At 67.0% G+C, this 18503-nt stretch carries 22 protein-coding genes; 14 read left to right on the top strand and 8 right to left on the bottom strand.

What is annotated here, in order from left to right:
* Window positions 1-62 precede the first annotated feature (62 nt).
* On the bottom strand, window positions 63-392 hold the full coding sequence (locus NDI76_RS13250) for a hypothetical protein (protein ID WP_310924558.1): 330 nt from the start codon (window positions 390-392) through the stop codon (window positions 63-65).
* A gap of 144 nt (window positions 393-536) precedes the next feature.
* Here NDI76_RS13250 and NDI76_RS13245 point away from each other — a divergent pair, with 144 nt between their 5' ends.
* Window positions 537-1196, top strand: a complete 660-nt coding sequence (locus tag NDI76_RS13245; RefSeq protein WP_310924557.1) for a helix-turn-helix domain-containing protein — start codon at window positions 537-539, stop codon at window positions 1194-1196.
* A 60-nt stretch (window positions 1197-1256) separates the two neighbouring features.
* On the opposite strand, the gene NDI76_RS13240 is transcribed toward NDI76_RS13245, so the two are convergent.
* Window positions 1257-2009 (bottom strand): DUF1405 domain-containing protein, encoded by a 753-nt coding sequence (locus NDI76_RS13240; RefSeq protein ID WP_310924556.1) that lies wholly within the window; start codon window positions 2007-2009, stop codon window positions 1257-1259.
* A 190-nt stretch (window positions 2010-2199) separates the two neighbouring features.
* On the opposite strand from NDI76_RS13240, the gene pdxS reads away from it, so the two are divergent.
* Entirely contained in the window at window positions 2200-3108 is a 909-nt protein-coding gene (gene pdxS / locus NDI76_RS13235; RefSeq protein WP_310924555.1) for a pyridoxal 5'-phosphate synthase lyase subunit PdxS, read from the top strand.
* A gap of 57 nt (window positions 3109-3165) precedes the next feature.
* Here the strand turns inward: pdxS and NDI76_RS13230 are convergent, their stop codons facing one another.
* Together NDI76_RS13230 and NDI76_RS13225 are read right to left on the bottom strand one after the other, a co-directional pair.
* Window positions 3166-3657: a universal stress protein gene (locus NDI76_RS13230; protein ID WP_310924554.1), complete on the bottom strand. Its 492-nt coding sequence runs from the start codon at window positions 3655-3657 to the stop codon at window positions 3166-3168.
* 126 nt (window positions 3658-3783) lie between these two features.
* Window positions 3784-4659, bottom strand: a complete 876-nt coding sequence (locus NDI76_RS13225) for a homoserine kinase (protein WP_310924553.1) — start codon at window positions 4657-4659, stop codon at window positions 3784-3786.
* A gap of 139 nt (window positions 4660-4798) precedes the next feature.
* Here NDI76_RS13225 and NDI76_RS13220 point away from each other — a divergent pair, with 139 nt between their 5' ends.
* The 3 genes from NDI76_RS13220 (at window position 4799) to NDI76_RS13210 (ending at window position 7094) form a co-directional block, all read left to right on the top strand.
* Complete coding sequence (locus NDI76_RS13220) at window positions 4799-6148, top strand: NAD(P)/FAD-dependent oxidoreductase (protein WP_310924552.1); 1350 nt, start codon at window positions 4799-4801, stop codon at window positions 6146-6148.
* A 141-nt stretch (window positions 6149-6289) separates the two neighbouring features.
* A complete protein-coding gene (locus NDI76_RS13215) occupies window positions 6290-6892 on the top strand; it encodes a TetR/AcrR family transcriptional regulator (RefSeq protein WP_310924967.1) in 603 nt (200 codons plus the stop codon).
* Window positions 6893-6941: 49 nt separating this feature from the next.
* Window positions 6942-7094 carry a hypothetical protein gene (locus tag NDI76_RS13210; RefSeq protein WP_310924551.1) on the top strand — a complete coding sequence of 51 codons (153 nt, stop codon included), beginning with the start codon at window positions 6942-6944 and terminating at the stop codon, window positions 7092-7094.
* A gap of 360 nt (window positions 7095-7454) precedes the next feature.
* Here the strand turns inward: NDI76_RS13210 and NDI76_RS13205 are convergent, their stop codons facing one another.
* A complete protein-coding gene (locus NDI76_RS13205) occupies window positions 7455-8060 on the bottom strand; it encodes a DUF6149 family protein (protein WP_310924550.1) in 606 nt (201 codons plus the stop codon).
* Between the two features lie 236 nt (window positions 8061-8296).
* Here NDI76_RS13205 and NDI76_RS13200 point away from each other — a divergent pair, with 236 nt between their 5' ends.
* The 4 genes from NDI76_RS13200 to mptA all read left to right on the top strand — a co-directional run bounded on the left by NDI76_RS13200 (window position 8297) and on the right by mptA (window position 11567).
* Entirely contained in the window at window positions 8297-9541 is a 1245-nt protein-coding gene (locus NDI76_RS13200) for an NAD(P)/FAD-dependent oxidoreductase (RefSeq protein ID WP_310924549.1), read from the top strand.
* 192 nt (window positions 9542-9733) lie between these two features.
* Entirely contained in the window at window positions 9734-9970 is a 237-nt protein-coding gene (locus tag NDI76_RS13195; RefSeq protein ID WP_310924548.1) for a DUF7979 domain-containing protein, read from the top strand.
* Between the two features lie 142 nt (window positions 9971-10112).
* Entirely contained in the window at window positions 10113-10529 is a 417-nt protein-coding gene (locus tag NDI76_RS13190; RefSeq protein ID WP_310924547.1) for a DUF7124 domain-containing protein, read from the top strand.
* A gap of 99 nt (window positions 10530-10628) precedes the next feature.
* Window positions 10629-11567, top strand: coding sequence for a GTP cyclohydrolase MptA (gene mptA / locus NDI76_RS13185; RefSeq protein WP_310924546.1), 939 nt, complete (start codon window positions 10629-10631; stop codon window positions 11565-11567).
* Between the two features lie 28 nt (window positions 11568-11595).
* On the opposite strand, the gene NDI76_RS13180 is transcribed toward mptA, so the two are convergent.
* The 3 genes from NDI76_RS13180 to NDI76_RS13170 all read right to left on the bottom strand — a co-directional run bounded on the left by NDI76_RS13180 (window position 11596) and on the right by NDI76_RS13170 (window position 15327).
* A complete protein-coding gene (locus tag NDI76_RS13180) occupies window positions 11596-12558 on the bottom strand; it encodes a winged helix-turn-helix transcriptional regulator (protein ID WP_310924545.1) in 963 nt (320 codons plus the stop codon).
* A gap of 218 nt (window positions 12559-12776) precedes the next feature.
* Window positions 12777-13601 carry a TrmB family transcriptional regulator gene (locus NDI76_RS13175; RefSeq protein WP_310924544.1) on the bottom strand — a complete coding sequence of 275 codons (825 nt, stop codon included), beginning with the start codon at window positions 13599-13601 and terminating at the stop codon, window positions 12777-12779.
* 85 nt (window positions 13602-13686) lie between these two features.
* Window positions 13687-15327 carry a DUF255 domain-containing protein gene (locus tag NDI76_RS13170; RefSeq protein ID WP_310924543.1) on the bottom strand — a complete coding sequence of 547 codons (1641 nt, stop codon included), beginning with the start codon at window positions 15325-15327 and terminating at the stop codon, window positions 13687-13689.
* 199 nt (window positions 15328-15526) lie between these two features.
* Here NDI76_RS13170 and NDI76_RS13165 point away from each other — a divergent pair, with 199 nt between their 5' ends.
* The 5 genes from NDI76_RS13165 to NDI76_RS13145 all read left to right on the top strand — a co-directional run bounded on the left by NDI76_RS13165 (window position 15527) and on the right by NDI76_RS13145 (window position 18123).
* Complete coding sequence (locus NDI76_RS13165) at window positions 15527-15685, top strand: DUF1059 domain-containing protein (RefSeq protein ID WP_310924542.1); 159 nt, start codon at window positions 15527-15529, stop codon at window positions 15683-15685.
* Window positions 15686-15743: 58 nt separating this feature from the next.
* The gene (locus NDI76_RS13160) at window positions 15744-16505 is read left to right on the top strand and encodes a helix-turn-helix transcriptional regulator (protein WP_310924541.1); all 762 of its coding nucleotides are present in this window, start codon (window positions 15744-15746) and stop codon (window positions 16503-16505) included.
* Between the two features lie 162 nt (window positions 16506-16667).
* Complete coding sequence (locus NDI76_RS13155; protein ID WP_310924540.1) at window positions 16668-17009, top strand: HalOD1 output domain-containing protein; 342 nt, start codon at window positions 16668-16670, stop codon at window positions 17007-17009.
* 139 nt (window positions 17010-17148) lie between these two features.
* A complete protein-coding gene (locus NDI76_RS13150) occupies window positions 17149-17541 on the top strand; it encodes a DUF7344 domain-containing protein (RefSeq protein WP_310924539.1) in 393 nt (130 codons plus the stop codon).
* A 99-nt stretch (window positions 17542-17640) separates the two neighbouring features.
* Window positions 17641-18123, top strand: a complete 483-nt coding sequence (locus tag NDI76_RS13145; RefSeq protein ID WP_310924538.1) for an FxsA family protein — start codon at window positions 17641-17643, stop codon at window positions 18121-18123.
* Window positions 18124-18503: the final 380 nt, after the last annotated feature.

Genomic DNA, 18503 nt, shown 5'->3' with positions numbered 1-18503 from the left:
ACTTTTCGCCTTGTATATTACGCGCCCGCGAGGTCCCGGCGGGTCGTCTCCGCGACGTTCCGTCACTGCCCCGAGCGGTCGTCCGCGTCCTCGCGGATGAACCGCAACACGGGAACGAGGTCATCGAAGCGCGCGCCGCGTCGGAGGACGCCCGCCTCCCTGTCCCACTCGACGAACGCCGCCGCGTGGAGTTTCGGCAGGTGGACGTGGTACAACTCCGTCGGACGACCCGCCGGGTCGTCGTCGTCGATGAGGTCCGCGTCGATTCCGAGCGACTCCCGGTCGAGGAGTTCGAGGAGGATTCGTCTCCGCGAGGCGTTCGACAACGCCTCGAATCGCTCGTCGACTCGCTCGGAGTCGCGTTCCGGTTTCTCGTCGTCTGCTCCCGACATTCGTGCTCTCACCCCGTTCGGAGCCGAGACGGCGGCACCCCCGCATACCGTCCGTCTATCGTTACAATCATCTATTCTTACTACTTTCAGACCGGTGCTTGTGCAGTCATGCTATTCAAGTACATCCGGGGTGTTTTCGGGTCGATGGTAGTCATCGTCCACTTCCTCGTCGACGCCGGCGACTTCGTCCTCGGGCGGGTGACGCAGGGCGGCCCCGAGATGCACGTCGAACTCGAACGCGTCGTTCCGACGACCGGACGCGCGATGCCGTTCTTCTGGGCGTTCGGGACGGAGTTCGAAGCGTTCGAGCGCTCGGTGCGGCGGAGCGACGGGGTCGAGGAGCTACGAGCGCTCGCGCACGTCGACGGCCGGGCGCTCTACCGCGTCCGCTGGATGGAGACGACGCCGAGTCTGACGGCGGCCATCGCCGCGCGCGACGCCACCGTCCTCGAAGCCGCCGGCGGTCGGACGTGGTCGTTCCGCGTCCGCTTTCCGGACCACCACGGACTCGCGGCGTTCCACGAGGACTGCCGGGCGCGCGGCGTCGACCTGCGCGTCGAACGGGTCGCCACGCTCGACGCCGAGTGCGCCTCCGAGTACGGGTTCGACCTCACGCCCAAGCAGTCGGAGGCGCTCTCGCTGGCGGTCGAGTCGGGGTATTTCGAGGTGCCGCGGCAAGTGACGCTGTCGGAGGTGGCCGACCGACTCGGAATCAGCCAGCAGGCGGCCTCCGAACGGGTCCGGCGGGCGGCCGACGCCGTCCTCCGTCGGGCGCTGCTGTCGCGGGTCGGGAACGACCGTTGAGTCCCGACCCGCGGGTGACGGTCGCCGTCGCGTCCGCGTCCGGCGTCGGTTCCGGTCGCTTCAGGCTCGACCCGACCGAAGCTCCAACTTCTTGATGCGCGTCGAGAGCGTGAGGAACGTCGCGGCCAGCGTCAGCGTGACCGCCCCGGCGGCGGCGACCTGAAGAACGGTCGTCCCCGCGAACGGGGCGGCGTCGGCCAGCGGCAGCGACGTGTGGTGCGGGTCGCCGACGACGGGGACGAAGTAATCGACCACGTCGTTGAGGCCGTACCAGACGACGGCGACGGCGACGGCGCGGACCGGAAAGTCGGAGATGCGGTGCAGGACGAACGCCTCGACGGCCATCGCGAGGTGGCTGAACACGAGAAAGAGGTACATCGGGAGCACCGTTCCCGCGAGGAACGCCTCGGAGAACGTCAGGAGGACGAACGGCGTCCACAGACCCAGTTTCAGACAGCCGAAGAAGGCGAGAGCGTTCAGGTACTCGTTCGTGCGGCCGAGTTTCCAGAGGGCGAACGCGCCCGCGACGAACAGCGTTCCGACCGGACTGTCCGGGACGAACGGCCACATCACGACCGGTTCGTTCGCCAACTGCCACGTGATGAGCGGGTCCGACAGCGGGAGGGGGTGGAAGCCGTAGTACCAGAAGCCGAACGCGGTGCCGAGGAGGTTCGTGGCGACGACGACCCAGACGAGAGAGAGCCCCGCGTTCTCCACCCGTTCGGGCAGGGGTGCGAGCCACCGCGGGAGTCGGTCGGCGGGCGGGAGTCCGTCGCCGTCGAACAGGCGACGGAGCCCGGTGGACGCGGCCATACGTCGGGCAGGGACGAACGCTACAAAGCGATGGCGGTTCGGCGAGTCGCCGTTCGGCGATTCGCGGTCCACCGCCCGACTCGGTCCGCCGGGTCGGACGGGTCCGACGCCGTCCCGCGCGCCACCCCCGTCTCCCCCGCCGTCGGCCGCACTGGTTGGTCTTAAGTAGGTCGACCCGTAACCTCCGAGTATGCCCGAAGAGACCGATTTGGAAGAGCTCCGTCGCGGGACGGAACTCGTCAAGCGCGGCTTCGCGCAGATGCAGAAGGGCGGCGTCATCATGGACGTCGTCGACGCCGAACAGGCGCGGATCGCAGAAGAAGCGGGCGCGGTGGCGGTCATGGCGCTCGAAGCGGTCCCCGCCGACATCCGTAAGCGCGGCGGCGTGGCCCGCATGGCCGACCCCGCCGACGTGAAGGAGATAATTGACTCCGTCTCCATCCCCGTGATGGGCAAGTCCCGAATCGGCCACACGAAGGAGGCGCAGATTCTGGAGTCCATCGGGGTGGACATGGTCGACGAGAGCGAGGTGCTGACGCCCGCCGACGACCGGTACCACATCGACAAGCGCGACTTCACCGCGCCGTTCGTCTGCGGCGCGCGCAACCTCGGGGAGGCGCTCCGCCGCATCGACGAGGGCGCGGCGATGATTCGCACGAAGGGCGAGGCCGGCACGGGCGACGTGAACCAGGCCGTCCACCACCAGCGCAACATCAAGGGGGCCATCCGCGAACTCGAAGGCCAGACGCACGAGGAGCGCGAGAAGTGGGCCCGCGAGCACGAGGCGCCCGCCGAACTCGTCCACGAGACGGCCGAGATGGGTCGGCTCCCGGTCGTCAACTTCGCCGCCGGCGGCATCGCCACGCCCGCCGACGCCGCCCTGATGATGCATCACGGCTGCGACGGCATCTTCGTCGGTTCCGGTATCTTCGGCGCCGAGGACCCCGAATCGATGGGGCAGGCCGTCGTCGAGGCGGTCAACAACTGGGACGACCCCGAGCGACTCGCCGACATCTCCTCGAACATCGGGTCGGGCATGAAGGGCGAGGCGAACGCCACGCTCCCCGACGAGGAGAAACTCCAGGGCCGCGGCGTCTAAGCGTCGAAATCAGCTTTCAGTCTCTCTTTCGGTTCGTCGCCGACCGTCCAGCGGCGCCTACGCGACGGAGTTCGCGTCCGAGGCGCCGGATTCCACCGCGTCCTCGCCAATCACGACGGTGACGGGGCCGTCGAAGCTGAGCAGCACCGTCTGCGCCACGTCGCCGAACAGGGCCTTCCCCGTCGGCGAGCGTTTCCGTCCGCCGAGGAAGACGTGGTCGACGCCCTCCGTGCGGGCCACGTCGAGGATGGCGTCCGCCTCGCGGCCGACGGTCCCCACGGGTCGGTAGGCGACGTCGACGCCCGCCAGTTCCTCGTCGGCCAGCGTCATCGCGCCGCGTTCGGCCGACTCCTCGGCCTGTTCGAGGGTGTAGACGGCGTCCGCGGAGCCGATATCGGCGACGGCGCGGCGCTTCTCCTCGAACTCCCGTTCGGGGACGACGGTCAGGAGAACGAGTTCCGCGCCGGTGCCGGCGGCGTACGCGCCTGCCTCGCGGAGGAGGCGGCGGCCGCGTTCGCCGGGCGTCACGACGACGAGTGCGTGGTTCATACCCGAACGTACGTCGGACGTCGTGAAATACCTACTCGAATACGTGTTGCCGGAGCGCACGGGAGCGGTGAACACGGCGGCTGACCGACGCGACACTCGGCGGTGCGTGCGGGGTCGGGAGACCGGTCAGAACAGGTCCGCGCCGCCGCCGACGCGCGTCTTGTACGCCCGCGCCTCGACGCCGGCGTCCTCGAAACCGTCGAGCATCGCGGCCGCGACGCGCCCCCGTTTCTCGGAGTCGCAGACGGCGAGCACGGACGGGCCCGCGCCCGAGACGGTGACGCCCGTCGCGCCCGTGTCCAGCGCCGCCTCCCGGACGCCGGCGTAGCCGGTGATGAGTTCCGAGCGCGCGGGGGTGACGAGTCGCTCGTCCATCCCCGTGCCGACGAGTTCGGGGTCCGACCGGCACATCCCGACGGTCAGCGTCGCCGCCGACCCGATGGTGTGGACCACGTCTTTCATATCCGCCCGGTCGGGGACGACGCGGCGGGCGTCGCGCGTGGAGACGGCTATCTCGGGGAGGCAGGCGACCAGAGAGATGTCCGTCTCCACGGTGGTCACCTCGTCCTCGCGGGCGACGGTGAACCCGCCGAGGAGGGCGGGGGCGACGTTGTCGACGTGCGCCTCCCCGGAGACGACGGCCTCGCCCTCGGCGGCGACGGGGACGAGTTCCTCGCGCGAGTGGCCCCGTTCGTAGAGGGCGTTCAGCGCGAGGGCGGCGCCGGCGGCGCTGGCGGCCGACGACCCGAGCCCCGAGGAGGGTCTGACGCCCTTGTCTATCTCGATGTGCGCGGGGGCGTTGAGGGCGTCGGCGACGGCGCCGACGACGTTCTTCTCGGGGTCGGTCGGGATGTACTGACTGCCGACGCCGGTCACGTCGATAGTCGTGTGCGGGGCGCGTTCGACCCGAATCACGTCCGCAGGTCGGTCGAGGGCGACGCCGAAGACGTCGAAGCCGCTCCCGAGGTTCGCACTCGTCGCCGGTGCCCGGACCGTTCGCATGGACCGTTTCTTTCCCAACTGCGGGTAAAAAGGTAGCGAAGCGGGGAAATACGCGTTCTGCGAGCGGTTCGCCCGCGACCGACGCGACGGGGCGCGGCCGAACGGAAGGGATTTTCCGCGGGGTCGCGTAGCCGAGTGCATGATAGGTGTCGTCGGCGGCGGAATCGCGGGACTCGCCGCAGCGTATCGGTTGCGACAGCGCGGCTACGACGTACAGGTGTTCGAGGCCACCGAGGACGTGGGCGGCCTCGCCGCCGTCTACGAGACGGCCGGCGACGACATCGAGAAGTTCTACCACCACCTCTCGAAGTCCGAGGAGACCATCGTCGAACTCGCCGAGGAACTCGGCCTCGGCGACAAACTGCAGTGGCGCGTCGGCAAGAACGCCTACTACGTGAACGGGGTCGTGCACCCCCTCGACACGGCGTGGCAGATAGCCGCCTACCCGCACATGAGCGTCTACGACAAGTTCCGCCTCGGGATGCTCACCCAGGGTATCGACGTGCGCGGCGGCGTTCCCGACTTCGACGCCTACGACGACCTCTCGGAGTACGAGAACGTCTCCATCCGCGATTTCGTCGTCGAGCACACGACGAAGGGCGTCTACGAGAACTTCGTCGACCCCCTTCTGGATGGCAAATTCGGCGAGCGAAAGCACGACGTCTCCGCGGCGTGGTTCCTCGGACGCGTCCGCTTCCGCGGCGAACGCGACCTGCTGCGCGGCGAGATTCTGGGCTACTTCGACGGCGGGTTCCGCCCCCTCCTCGACGCCCTCGTCGACGCGGTGGGCCGCGAGAACATCACGACGGGCGCGCGCGTCACCGAACTGGAGACCGACGGGGAGTCCGTCGGGTCGATGACCGTCGAGACCGAGTCGGGGACCGAACAGCACGACGTCGACTCGGTGGTCGTCGCGGCGATGCCGAACGTGCTGGAGGACCTTACCGGCTACGAGTGCGACATCGAGTTCCAGGGCGCGGTGTGCGGCCTCGCCACGATGAACGAGTCGGTGATGGACACCTACTGGCTCAACGTCGCCCACGACGCCCCCTTTGGCTCTCTCATCGAGCACACGAACTTCGTCCCGAAGGAGCGCTACGGTGGGCAACACCTCATGTACGTCGCGAGCTACGTCCAAGGGCCGGAAGAGGAGCTCTGGCAGATGAGCGACGAGGAGGTCGAAGAGCTCTGGTTCGACGAGATAGAGTCGATGTTTCCCGGATTCGACGCCGACTCGGCCGTCGAGCAGTTCCGCATCTCGCGCAACCCGCGCGCCGGCCCCATCTACGAACGCGGCTACCTCGACATGGTCGTCCCGTACGACCTCGCCGAAGACGTGGCCGACGGCGTCTACTACGCGGGCATGGCCTCCGCGTCGCAGTACCCCGAACGCTCGCTCAACGGCGGCATCGTCGCCGGCTACGAGTGTGCCGACCGCATCGCCGACCGCACGGACGCGGACGCTCCCTCGGCCGTCGCCGACGACTGACGACGGAGGCTCACCTCTCGGCTCTTTCACGAGAGCCTCGTCATCTGTGGGAACCGAAACCCCTTTCACCGATACTGACTGACCAATCAGTTAGTGAGCGAACGAGTCGAATCGTCGGTGCCCGCCGACGTACACGAGACGATGATGGAAGCGACCTACCGGGCGCTCTGCGCCAACGGTTTCGCCTCGCTGACGATGCAGGATATCGCCGATGAGGCGGACAAGAGCACGTCGCTCCTGCACTACCACTACGACACGAAGCAAGACCTCTTGGTCGCGTTCCTCCGCTACCTCATCGCGCGGTTCGAAGAGCGCTTCGAGGACACCGAGAACAAGGACCCCGAAGAGCGACTTCGCGATTTCGTCTCGCGGATGGTGCCGGACGAGGACGGCGAGGACGACTACGACCGGTTCGGCCTCGCCATCATGGAACTCCGAATGCAGGCGCCGTACGAGGACGCCTACCGCGAGCAGTTGCGGACGAACGAGGCGGTCATCCGTTCCCGTCTCGCGGACGTCGTCCGGGACGGCATCGAGGAAGGGGTCTTCCGCGAGGTGGACCCCGACCGAACCGCGCGACTGATCTTCGACGCCCTCGACGGCGCGCGGAGCGAACGCGTGACCGTCGGCGCCGACGAGGCGCCCGCGGAGGTGGCGGCCGCGCTGGACGAGTTCGTGCTCTCGTCGCTGCTCGCCAGGGCGGACGAGTCGACGGAGTCGGACGAGGGGGGCGAAACGGAGTGAGTTCGCGCGACGTGACCCTCACCGAGGGCGGGATGTTGAAACCCTCCTCGTGCTCTCCGTTCCCATCGTCTTCTCGACGATATCCATCGGCGGCGGCTTCACCGTCGCCGGCACCGTCCTCGCCGGCCTCTGGTTCACGCGCGGGACGTGGCAAGAGGGCGTCGTCGACCGGACGCGTGCGGCACCTGCGACGGGCGACTGACGCCGGCGGGTCGCCGGGGGTCGACTTCGCGTCGTTCGTCCCCCTCCGTTCCCGGAGCGATTTTCTGACAGTCACACAACAGTAAAGACGCCGTGGGGACGAGGTACGCGCTCAGACGATGACGGAACCCGAGATTCCGGAAGACGACCCGGAGACGAGACACGACCCCTCGGCTCTCGGATGGGTGTCGATACTGGGAGTCGTCGCCTTCGTCGGATTGGTCGCGTTCGCGCAGACCGACAGTTCCTCCTCTCGGCGGGGACTGCGGCCGTCGTCGGTCTGTTTCTCCCGTGGACGCTCGGCTGAGCGCTCCCCGTCCGACTCGATTTCGTTGGACCGTTCGGCGACTCCCGGCCGCCTCTACGCTTCGCTCTCGTCCGCGTCGGCGTCGGCGTCGCGCATTCCCGGCGCGGCGTTCACGTCCACGTCGCGGGGTTCCTCCTGCCCGCCGACGCGCACCTCGCCGTCCTCGTCCTCGACGTACACGTCGTCGGCGAACCCGCCCTCCGCGTGGGGGTGTTCGGGGTCCTCCAGTCGCTCGGGCGTCGACGGTGCCTCCGGCACCTCGCGCGTGCGGAAGTCGCCGAGCGGGTTCGCGATGTCGATACCGTAGCGGCGGAAGAACTTCTCGTAGCGCTCGTAGTGGGCTTCGAGTTCGTCGGCCGGGAACTCCATCATCTCCGTCCAGCCGTGGTTGTAGAAGTCGAAGTTGGCCTGCACGTGGGTTATCTCCCGCGCCTCCGCCTCGGTGTATCCCTCCTCGAGGGCGGCGACGTAGGTGTCGAACGTGCAGTCGAAGAACGCCTCCAGGTGCGGTTCGCGCTCCTCGCGGTGTGCGGGGTCCGCCTTCTCGCCGAACACCCGCACGTGCAGGTCGACCAGTTTCTCCGTGGCGATGTCGCCGACGACGGGCATCGTCAGCGCCTTCTTCGCGGCGAAGTGACGGATGTTCTGTCTGAGCTTCATCTGTCCGTCGATTGGGACCGGACGGACTTCAAGGGTGCGCGTACCGGAGGCGGCCGGCGCGTACAACCTCGCTCGGTCCGACCGACGCTGCGGTTCCTCGAACGGCGAGCGAAGCGGACGGTGGACGAACGCGAACCCGACGGGCGCGCGCGAACGTGAATTGTCCCTCCCCCAAGGCACACGATGGATGATGTGGATAGCAATTCACATTAACCCCGGCGTCGAAGCTTCCGCGTATGACTCAGTCGTACGTCATCATCGGCGACGGTATCGCGGGGAGTTCCGCCGCCGAAACCCTCCGCGAGGAGGAACCAGACGCCGACATCACCGTCGTGACCGACGAGGGCGAGGCCCTGTACAACCGCATCCTCATCAAGGAGTTCGCCAAGGGCAAACTCCCCGAGGCGCCCATCTCCATCCACGACCCCGAGTGGTACGACGAACGCGACATCGAACTGAAGATGAACACGCTCGTCACCGACGTGGACCCCGAGGGCCACACCATCGAGACGCACGAAGGCGAGACGCTCTCGTGGGACAAACTGCTCGTCTCCGTGGGGGGCACGCCGACGCAGTTGCCCGTCGACAACTCGGACGCCGAGGGCGTCCACCACTTCTGGACGTTCCAGGACGCCCGCAAGATCCGCTCGCACATGGAGGAAGCCGATAGTTCCGTCATCGTCGGCGCCGGGCTACTCGGCATCGACCTCGCGGCCATCACCGCCGCGCAGGACGTCGAGGGCAAGTACCTCATGCGCGGGAACTGCTGGTGGCGCTACGCGCTCTCGCGGGAGGGCGGTGAGATAATCCACGACGCGCTCCGGGAGCGTAACGTCGAACCCGTCTTCGACTCCGGCGTCGACCACTTCGAGGTGGACGAAGACAACAACGTGACGACGGCCGTCGACCCGAACGGCGACGAGTACGACGCCGACTTCGTCGGCATCGCCATCGGCCTCGACTTCAACACCGAGATTCTGCAGGGTACCGACATCGAAGTCGACGACGGCATCGTCGTCGACGAGTACATGCGGACGAACCACGACGACGTGTTCGCCGCCGGCGACATCACGCAGTTCCACGACGTCATCCTCGGCGAACGCGCGCAGAACGGCGCGTGGGGCTCCGCGAAGGAACAGGGCACCATCGCCGCGAAGAACATGGTCGACTACGAGTCCGAGGAGTTCCGCTGGGTCTCCTCGTACTCCATCACGCACTTCGACTTCCCGTTCCTCTCGTTCGGCCATCCGACGCTGGGCGACGACGAGGCGGAGGCGAAACACTCCGACACCGAGTGGCGGCGCCTCGCGTTCAAGGACGGGAAGATATGCGGCGGCGTCCTCATCGGGGACCTCGCGCCGCAGTCGAAGTACAAGAAGCTCATGCGCGAAGAGCGCGTCGTCGCCGACCAGAAGGACGTGCTGATGCAGGAGGAGTTCGACATCGAGGACCTCGACCTCGAAGAGGCGACCGCCGAGTAACGCCGACCCCCCCTCGCGGTTCGATTCGGTCGGACTCGTCCCGACCCGGCGGTACGGCCCCGTCCCCGCTTTCTCGACCGTTCGTCGCGCTCGACGGAGAGCACGCCTGAACGCCCCGTTTCCGTTCAGCCCCGACCTGAGTCTCTCGCTGGTTCCCCAATCTTTATCAGACATCGTGTTGTTTGTTACCCCATGTCACGAACCGCACGCGGCGCGCAGGGGGAGGCGTCAACCGACGGCGTGAACGTCGTCCGAACGAATCCCGCGGACATCGACGCGGACGCGACGGTCCGACACTACGACCAACTCTCGGAACGCGGGCGACGGGCCGTCGCCGAGGCCGCCGCCGGACTGGATTCCACCGTTCGGGTGCCCGACCTCGCGCCCGGCGACGTCGTCCGCTTCACCGACTACTACGTCGTCCGCTGACGCCGACCGACTCTCTCCGTTCTCGCGGTTCGTCGCTCGCACGGACACGGTCGACTACCCCCCGACTCGGATTCCTCGCGGATCGTTCGACGGCGTGGGCGGAATCGAAGCGGTTTTGCGTCCCACGCGACCACGTTCCTCCATGGACGGAGGCGGCTCGACAGACATGACGCTGGCGTTCGAGTTGGAGGCGCTGAAGGCGCTCGCCGACCCGACCGCCGTATTCAACGACGCACGACAGTGGACGGAGTACGTCGGCGTGGTGAGCGAGAAGCCCACCTACGTCGTCACGAACTTCACCCGGAAACACCGCGTCCGTCAGGACTTCTTCTCGGGGCCTCGCGGCGTCAAGGAGAGCCTGGAGAACGTGAAGCGCCAGTTCGACACCGACCGGCACGTGTTCGTCGGTACCTCCGAGGAGGACCGCGCGCTGGCCGAGGAGATGGAGTGGGAGTACCTTCCGCTCGAACAGGCTTCCGAGGCGGCCGACTGGGCGCTGGCCGGCGACGAGGAGGAAGACGACCCCTTCGAGTCGGAGACGCGGGACGACTGGCCCTGAACCCGACGCCGCGGAGACGCCTCCTATCGGTCGAATTCTCGTGTGAGAGGAGTTCCCGTAGCGAAAGCGTTAATCGAGGCGGTACCTACCGTTGGTACGATGAGTCACCAGTTGCCTGACGTTCAGGCAAGCCAACCCGACGTCACCGTCGGACTGAGTCAGGTGGGAGTGACGGGCGTCGACAAACTCGTCAAAATCGCCCGCGACGGGAAGCGACCGCTGATTCTGATGGCGGAGTTCGAGGTGTTCGTCGACCTGCCGAGCGGTCGGAAGGGAATCGACATGAGCCGCAACATGCAGGTCATCGACGAGGTGCTCGAAGCGGCCGTCGCCGAACCGACCTACCGCGTCGAGGACATGTGCGGCGACGCGGCCGAACGACTCCTCGCCAAACACGACTACACCTCGAAGGCCGAGGTGCGGATGACCGCCGAACTCGTCCTCAAAGAGGAGACGCCGGCGTCGAATCTCCCGACGCAGAGCACGACAAACATCATCGCCAGCGCCGTCGCCACCGACGAGGGCACCCGCGAGGAGATCGGCGCGGAAGTCGTCGGCATGACGGTCTGTCCGTGCTCGCAGGGGATGTCCGCCTCCCGCGCCCGCGACGTGCTCCGCGACCTGGACGTCGACGACGACACCGTCGAGGAGTTCTTAGAACAGGTTCCGCAACCGGGACACTCACAGCGGGGACACGCGACGCTAACCATCGAGACCAACGGGTCGCCCGACGTCGACCTCATCGACCTCGTCGACGTCGCCCGCGATTCGATGTCCGCGCGCATCTACAACCTCGCCAAGCGCCCCGACGAAGACCACATGACCTACCACGCCCACGCCGACGCGAAGTTCGTCGAGGACTGCGTTCGCTCGATGGCCGAACAGGTCGTCGAGGAGTTCGACCACCTCGCCGACGACGCCGTGGTTCACATGAAGCAGTCGAACGACGAGTCCATCCACCAGCACAACGCCCACGCGGAGCGCGTTACCCCCCTCGGCGAACTCCGCGACGAAGTAGCGACCGCCGACCGCTCGTAGTTTCGCTCCGCGCCGGCGGGCCGTCCCGCTACGCCCGCCCGCCGGACGCGATGACCGCCCGCAGTATTCTATCCTCTTCGGTCTCCGTGATGTCCGGCGCGTCGAAGCAGGCGCGGACGACCTTACAGGCGAGGTCCGGTTCGTCGAACACCGACGATTCGCCGTCGCGACCGCCCGCGGACGGGGCGTCGTCGAGTCGCCGCTCCAGGGCAGCCACCTGCGCGGCGAGGTCGTCGAGGCGGGTCAGCACCTCCCGTCTCGGGTCGAGGTCGTCGACGGCCTCCGACCCCGCATCCGATTCGACCCCGTCGTCGGGTTCTCTCTCCGCACCCCTCGCCTCCGTCTCCGTCGCTCCGGTCCCATCGACGCTCGGGTCCATCGCGACGTCCCCGTCGGTTCTCTCCGCGTTTCCGCCTTCGTCTCCGACTCCGTTTCCGCTTCCGGCGCCCGCGCCGTCGGTCCGTTCGCGCGCCGCCTCGCCCTCGGGTCCCGTCTCGTCGCCGAGTGCGGCCTCCGCGAACGCTCGTCGGCGCTTCCAGTCGAACCCCTCGATGGTGTTGAGGCGGTTGTTGATCGTAGACTGGGTCACCCCGAACTGCTCGGCGAGTTCGCTCTGCGTCGCCTCGGGCGAGACTCGGATCGCTCGGAGCGCCTCCCGTTGCTTCATCGTCAGCGTCGGCGGGTCGTTCGGTTCGTCGGCGCCCTGTCTGTCGACTTCGCTCGCGTCCCCGTTCGTTTCTGCGCGGTCCATCTGCGCTCGCTCCTCGGTCGCGTCGTGATCCGAACCGCCGGTCGTCCCCTCGCTCTCGGCGGGATCGCCGTACTCCTCGAAGACGCGTTCGACGAGGTCGGCGGACGCTCCGTTGACGGCGGCGGCGACCTGCTCGACCGACGCGCTCGGTTGCGACTCGGCGGCGTCCAGGATCTTCTTGTGAATCATCGCCCGCGGGACGGACGATTCCCCGTTGCCCACTCCCAAGTTTGAACTCATAGATAGTATGTGTTTGATTCCCACGACACCCGCCCATATTGTCATGGACTGACTATATCAAAATATCTTCATCTAAACGTTGTAGTGTGACGGAGTAGCACACGAGGTCGAAACTATTGATTCTGAGACTCGAAGTACGGGAGCGAGCGGACCGAGGACGGGCGATTTAGCCGCCGATAGGGTCCGCTTAGCAGTTCGTTAAGTCCCCAGCATCGGCGTCAGTCGTCGGCGTCGACCGTCGAGAGCGACAGCACGTCGGCGTCCGCCCAGCGCGGGTCGAACATCTCCCGGATGTCGGTGGCGAAGTCGGCGTCCTTCAGGTCGATCATCGCGAATGCCTCGCCGGGGTCCAGCGGGTTGGGAACCTCGATGCACACCTCCACGTCGTCGATGAGGTTGAACGTCCCCGGAAGCTGTTCGGTCGTCCGTACCTCGAACCGGGGGTGGTCTTCGAGTCGTTCCACGTAGCGCTGGCCGACGCTCCGCGGGAGCGAGGAGACCATCTCGGGCGACATCAGCACCGACACCTCGACGCCGCGGTCCAAGGCGGCCTCCAACTCGCCGGTGACGAGTTCGCCGACGCGTCCGAGGTCGAACTGCGGCGAGAGCGCCCCGGCGACGATGACGAGCGACTCGTCGGCCGCCGAGAGGCGTTCGAGGAGCAGGTCCACCGACTCGTCCATGCCGACCGCGGCGGTCCAAAACTGCCCCTGAACCGGCTCTGCGGTTTCCAGTTCGTTCGTCAGGTCGTCGACGACCGACTCGTACTGTTCGGCCTTCTCGGCCAACTCCCGCCGCTTCGTTTCCAGCAGGCGGTCCAACGCCGTGTCCGGTTCGACGGCGACGTACTTCTTGGGCCGACTGGCGGCCTGACTTCGCACGAGGCTGTGCTGTTCGAGGCTGTTCAGGACGTCGTAGATGCGGCCCATCGGCACGTCGCTAGCGCGCGACAACTCTTTTGCCGTTGTCGCACCCGTCCGCAGCAGCGAGCGATACGCGCGCGCCTCGTACTCCGACAATCCGAGGTCCCGGAGGCTGGCCATACCCCTCACACACTCTCCACCGGTAAAAACAAATCGGAGGTTTACACCGGTCCGTAGTTCACCCGCAGTCCGCGCTTCCGACGGTTCAGACGTCGTCGGTGAGGTCGGAGACGGCAGCCATCAACTGCTCCGGCGTGGTCGCCGCCCGTTCTCGCTCTCCGACGCGGACGACGGCCTCGTCGGGCGAGACGCCGTCGGCGCCGGGGAGGACGACCTTTTCGTGGTCGGCGACCCGGAGGGCGGCGCGGTGGAGGTCCGACCCCGCGGGCGCGCCGACGGCGAGGGTCAGCGTCGGGCGCGTCAACCGAGCGGCGACCGACCCGTAACCGGCGATTTGCACGCCGATGCGGTCCCACGCGCCCGCGAAGGCGCCGATAGCCCCGCGGGCCGCCTCCTCGTACCCCCCTTCGCCGGTGGCCGCCGAGAGGTCGACTAAGGCGTCCGCCATCTCGACGTTCGCGTCGAGGGGGCGGAGCGGCCGGTCGAGGAGGCCGAGTCCGGACGCCGGGCCGTCGCGGAACGCGCCGTCGTCCGACCGCAGTTCGTCGACGGCCGCGTCCGCGACGTCGCGCGCCCGGTCGAGGTACCGTTCGTCGCCGAGCACCTGTCGGGCGCGGACGAACGCGGCGACGGCCCGCGCGTGGTCCTCTAAGAGGAGCGTTTCGCCCGACTCCTCGCTCGCCTCGAAGTGCGTCACGACGCCGTCGTCGACGAGGCGGTCCGCGAGGTAATCCAGCGTCCGCGCCGCGTAGTCGCGGGCGTCCTCGTCGTCGGTGTACGCCGTGAGCGTCAGGAGCGCGTCGGCGGCGAGGGCGTTCGCGCCCGCGTAGGCGGTCAGGTCGCGGCGCGGGCCGGCCTCTTCGGCGCGTTCGGCGGCGTCGCCGTCGTGGTAGTCGTCGTCGCCGGGGCCGACGCTCCCGCCGAACGCGGCGCCGTTCCAGAGTCGGTCCACGAGGAACCCGCGGGTTCGCTCCGCCGGGTCGAGGAGGGCGTCGTCGCCGGTGTAGAGGTAGCCGTTGGCGAACGCGCGGACGAGGGCGGCGTTCGCGTCGAGCAGTTTCTCGCGGTGAGGCTCCGACCAGTCGCGGCCGTCGGCGTAGCGGAAGAACCCGCCGGCCACGTCGTCGAACAGCGTCTCACCTATCGTCCGGAGCGTCTCGACGGCCTGCCGGTTCGAGCGCTTGAGGGCGAACTCTATCGTCCGCGGCATCGGGAACTTCGCCCCGTCGCCCCACCCGGCGAACCGGTCGTCGTACTTCTCGTCGAGTTGGCCCGCGAGGTGCTCTTCGATGTGGGTGTCGACCGGTCCCGAGGGAGTCGGGTCGCCGGCGAGGGCGCGGGGGATACGTCCCGCCTCGACGCCCTTCTCGGTCCACGTCTGCCGCACGCGGTTCAGCACCTGCCGCATCCCGTCGGGACCGAGGTACATCGCGCCGGTGATGAGTTCGCCCGCGGGCGTGCAGAACACCGTCGAGGGGAACCCGCCCATGTTGTAGCGCTCCCGGACGCGCGGGTGGCGGTCCACGTCGACGCGGACGGGGACGAAGTCGTCGTTCACGTTCGCGGCGATGCGCGGTTCGCCGTACGTTTCGACGTCCATCTCGTGACAGCCGTCACACCACGTCGCCGTGAGCGAGAGCAACAGCGGCTTTTCGGCCGCCTCGGCCTCCTCGAACGCCTCCGGGCCCCACTCGCGCCACTCGACGCGCGTCTCGTCGTCCGTCATGTCTCCACGTGGGCGGCGGCCGGGGGTAAGCCCTTCGAGGTGTCACTCGGTTCGGAGCACAATACCGCGCGGTACGCGATGCGAGGCCGCAGGGTCGCTCCGCGACGGAGATACAGTCCGAAACGGAACAGTCGCGCCGGAGCGTTAGTTCCCGTTGCGGTGTGTTTTAAGACAAGGCGAGTGATACTGTACGGCGAACATGCCCTCTCAGTTCGAGTGCTTCCAAGACGGGTGTAGCTTCATGATCCGCGCCGACAGCGACGAGGAGGTCGTCCACCTGGTCCAAGAACATGCGCGGTTCACGCACGACATCTCTCTCGACGGCGATACTATCGAAGCGGAGATCGAACACGTCTGATGCGCGCGCTCTCGGTGCGCCGCGTGTCCGACCGCGACTCCGAACCCACACCTCCCACATGGACGACGACGACTTCGTCGAGGTAGTCAAGCGCCTCCCCATCCTCGAAGCCCTCCGAGACGGGTCACAGAGCGCGGGGAGTCTGGAGGAACGGCTCTCCTTCTCGCGGTCCACCGTCCACCGGGCCACGAACGCCCTCGCGTCGCTGGGGATGATCCGCAAGCGCGCCGGCGAGTTCGAGCTGACCTCGTTCGGCCGCGTCGCGGTCCGCTGTCTGTCCGAGTGCCGACGCGACCTCGACATCGCCGACCGCCTCTCGCCGTTTCTCAACGCCGTCGACTCCGATGCGGCCGACGTGGCGTTTCCCATCGGCGCCCTCTCGGACGCCGCAGTCACTTCGCCGAACCGCGGACAGACGCATTTCGCCGTCAAGCGCGTCTCCGACCTGATGAGAGAATCCGAGTCGCTCCGCACCTTCTCGGCCGTCGTCTCCCCGGTGTACGTCGATATCTGCTGTCGGCAGGCGCGGCGGGGCGCGAGCGTCGAAGCGGTCTTCGACAGGCGCGTCGTCGACATCCTGTTCGACGACTACGGTTCGGAAGCGCGCGAGGCGATACGGAACGGCGACTTGGAGGTGCTCATCTGTGACGACTGCCCGTTCGAACTGTTCGTCTTCGACGACTGCGTAGCGATGACCGCACACGGTGCCGGCGGCGAGCGGACGCCGTTCGTCGAGTCGTCGAACCCCGACCTCTACGAGTGGGCCGAAGACCTGTTCGAGCGGTACAAATCCGACGCGGAGTTCGCCACCGTCTTCTGACGGTCGTTCCGTGCGGCAGGTCGTGACCAGCCCGGTCACTATTCACAGCTATGAAATGGCTCTCACCGGTCGAATCTTTTTCTGAACTGAACAAACGTGCAAATTTTGTCCGGTGTCCCGACGTATATTTGTGTGTTCGTCCATTACGACGCACGAAGAAGCATGTCAGCCGACACTGGGGATGGAAACGGGTCGTCGATTCCGTTCAGAACGATCGACGACTTCCGATACGACGAGCAGATGGGGATGCACCGAGCGAGATACGACGCCGAGTCCGCGCACGAACTCCTCGTGGACATCGTCCTCGCCGTCGCGGATATCGAGGGCGCGACGACCGACGGCATCGACCCGGCCTACCGGACTATCGACGGGGACGCCTTCGAGACGCTGGTGCGCGCGAGCGTCAGCGAGGACGTCTCGGCCGGGCCGTTGACGTTTCCGCTCGGCGGCTGTCGAGTGACCGTCGTCGCCGGAGAGGTGACGTTCGAGCGCCGGTCGTCCTGACCGGCCGGCCGCCGTCGCCGTCGCTTTCACCGCCGCGGAGGAGCGTCCTCTCGGCAGAACGACGGGTCGCCCGTCAGAAGATGTTTTAGGCACCCCGTGCTACGTCCGGGTAGTCGGGTGTCCCGTTGCCCTTTCGAACATGAGACCAGAACTCTACAGAGAGACTCGAATCCGGAATCCGAACCACGTCCAGACGGACGGCGGCGAGCCCTCGCTCGACACCGTCTTTCAGATACTCAGTAACCGCCGTCGCCGCTTCGTCCTCTACTTCCTCGTGGAGGTGGACGACCCCGTCGGGCGCGAGGAGTTAGCGAGGCGCATCGCGACGTGGGAGCGAGACGAGGACATCGGCGACGTTCCGAGCGACGAAATCGCACGGGTCACCGTCTCGCTCGACCACGCGCACCTCCCACGACTCGAAGACAGCGGCATCCTCTCGTACGACCGCGAGGCGCGAGAGATAACGGCGACCGACGCGGTCGGTCGCTTCCTCCCGTATCTCGAGTTAGCTCGCCCCGAAGACTTCGACTGACCGCGCCACCGAAACGGGCGGCGCGGGACGCCGGACTCCCGGGGCTGACGACCCTCGCAGGACACAAGGGCTATGAACGACGACCGAAAAGAGGAGGGTATGCAGACGCGCTGGGTCATCGCGGCACTCCTCGCGATTCCGCTCTTGGACACGCTGCTGTTGATTCCGCTGTCCGGGTTCATCGGGTTCACATCGACGGTGCTTCTGGTCGTTCTGACCGGTCTCGTCGGGATGCTCCTCGTTCGCGCCGAGGGCCGTCACACCCTCTCGAAACTCCAGCAGAAGGTCGCGACGGGCGCGTTACCGACGAACGAACTGCTGGACGGCGGCCTGCTCATCGCCGCGGGTGCGTTTCTCCTCACGCCCGGCGTGGTCACCGACCTCCTCGGGTTCGTCTTAGCGCTCCCGGTGACGCGCTACCCGCTCCGCGAGGCGCTGAAACGCTTCGTCGTCCGTCCGTACCTCGAAAAACAGACCGGGGGGTTCTTCTCGGGCGACGTCTGGGTCGGCGGGTTCCCCGACGACGACGTCGTCAACCTCGACCCCGAGAACTACGGCCGGCCGGACGACGACAACTCCTGACGCTCGACGTAATTTCGTTTCCGTTCTCTCCGCAGATGGTTCTATTTCGAGCGGCTTGAACATTCAGGTGAGCCTCTCACGAGTGTATTAGAAGATTCGAATCTACCCTCCGCAATTCTAACGCGTATAACAGCCAATAAAATCTACATATTTTGCTAGATTGACGGTATCTCTTCGTATAGAGTGACGGGGCCTCACCGATGAGATCGAACAGCGGTAATCGAACGACGTCGAGAGACAGAGTGGTCTGATATCGGATATTCTCTCGGTCGAACGCGATGTGCGTTCGTCCGGCGCGACGATCCTCGACGGCGTGCCAACCGTTCCCATTACGGATATATGTCTGTAACTGGGTCGCTCACGAGTGACTGGGCCCCTCA

The organism is Halogeometricum sp. S1BR25-6, from assembly GCF_031624495.1.
Classification (GTDB): domain Archaea; phylum Halobacteriota; class Halobacteria; order Halobacteriales; family Haloferacaceae; genus Halogeometricum; species Halogeometricum salsisoli.
The sequence above is the reverse complement of the archived record's forward strand: the minus strand, read 5'-3'. Positions and strand labels throughout refer to the sequence as shown.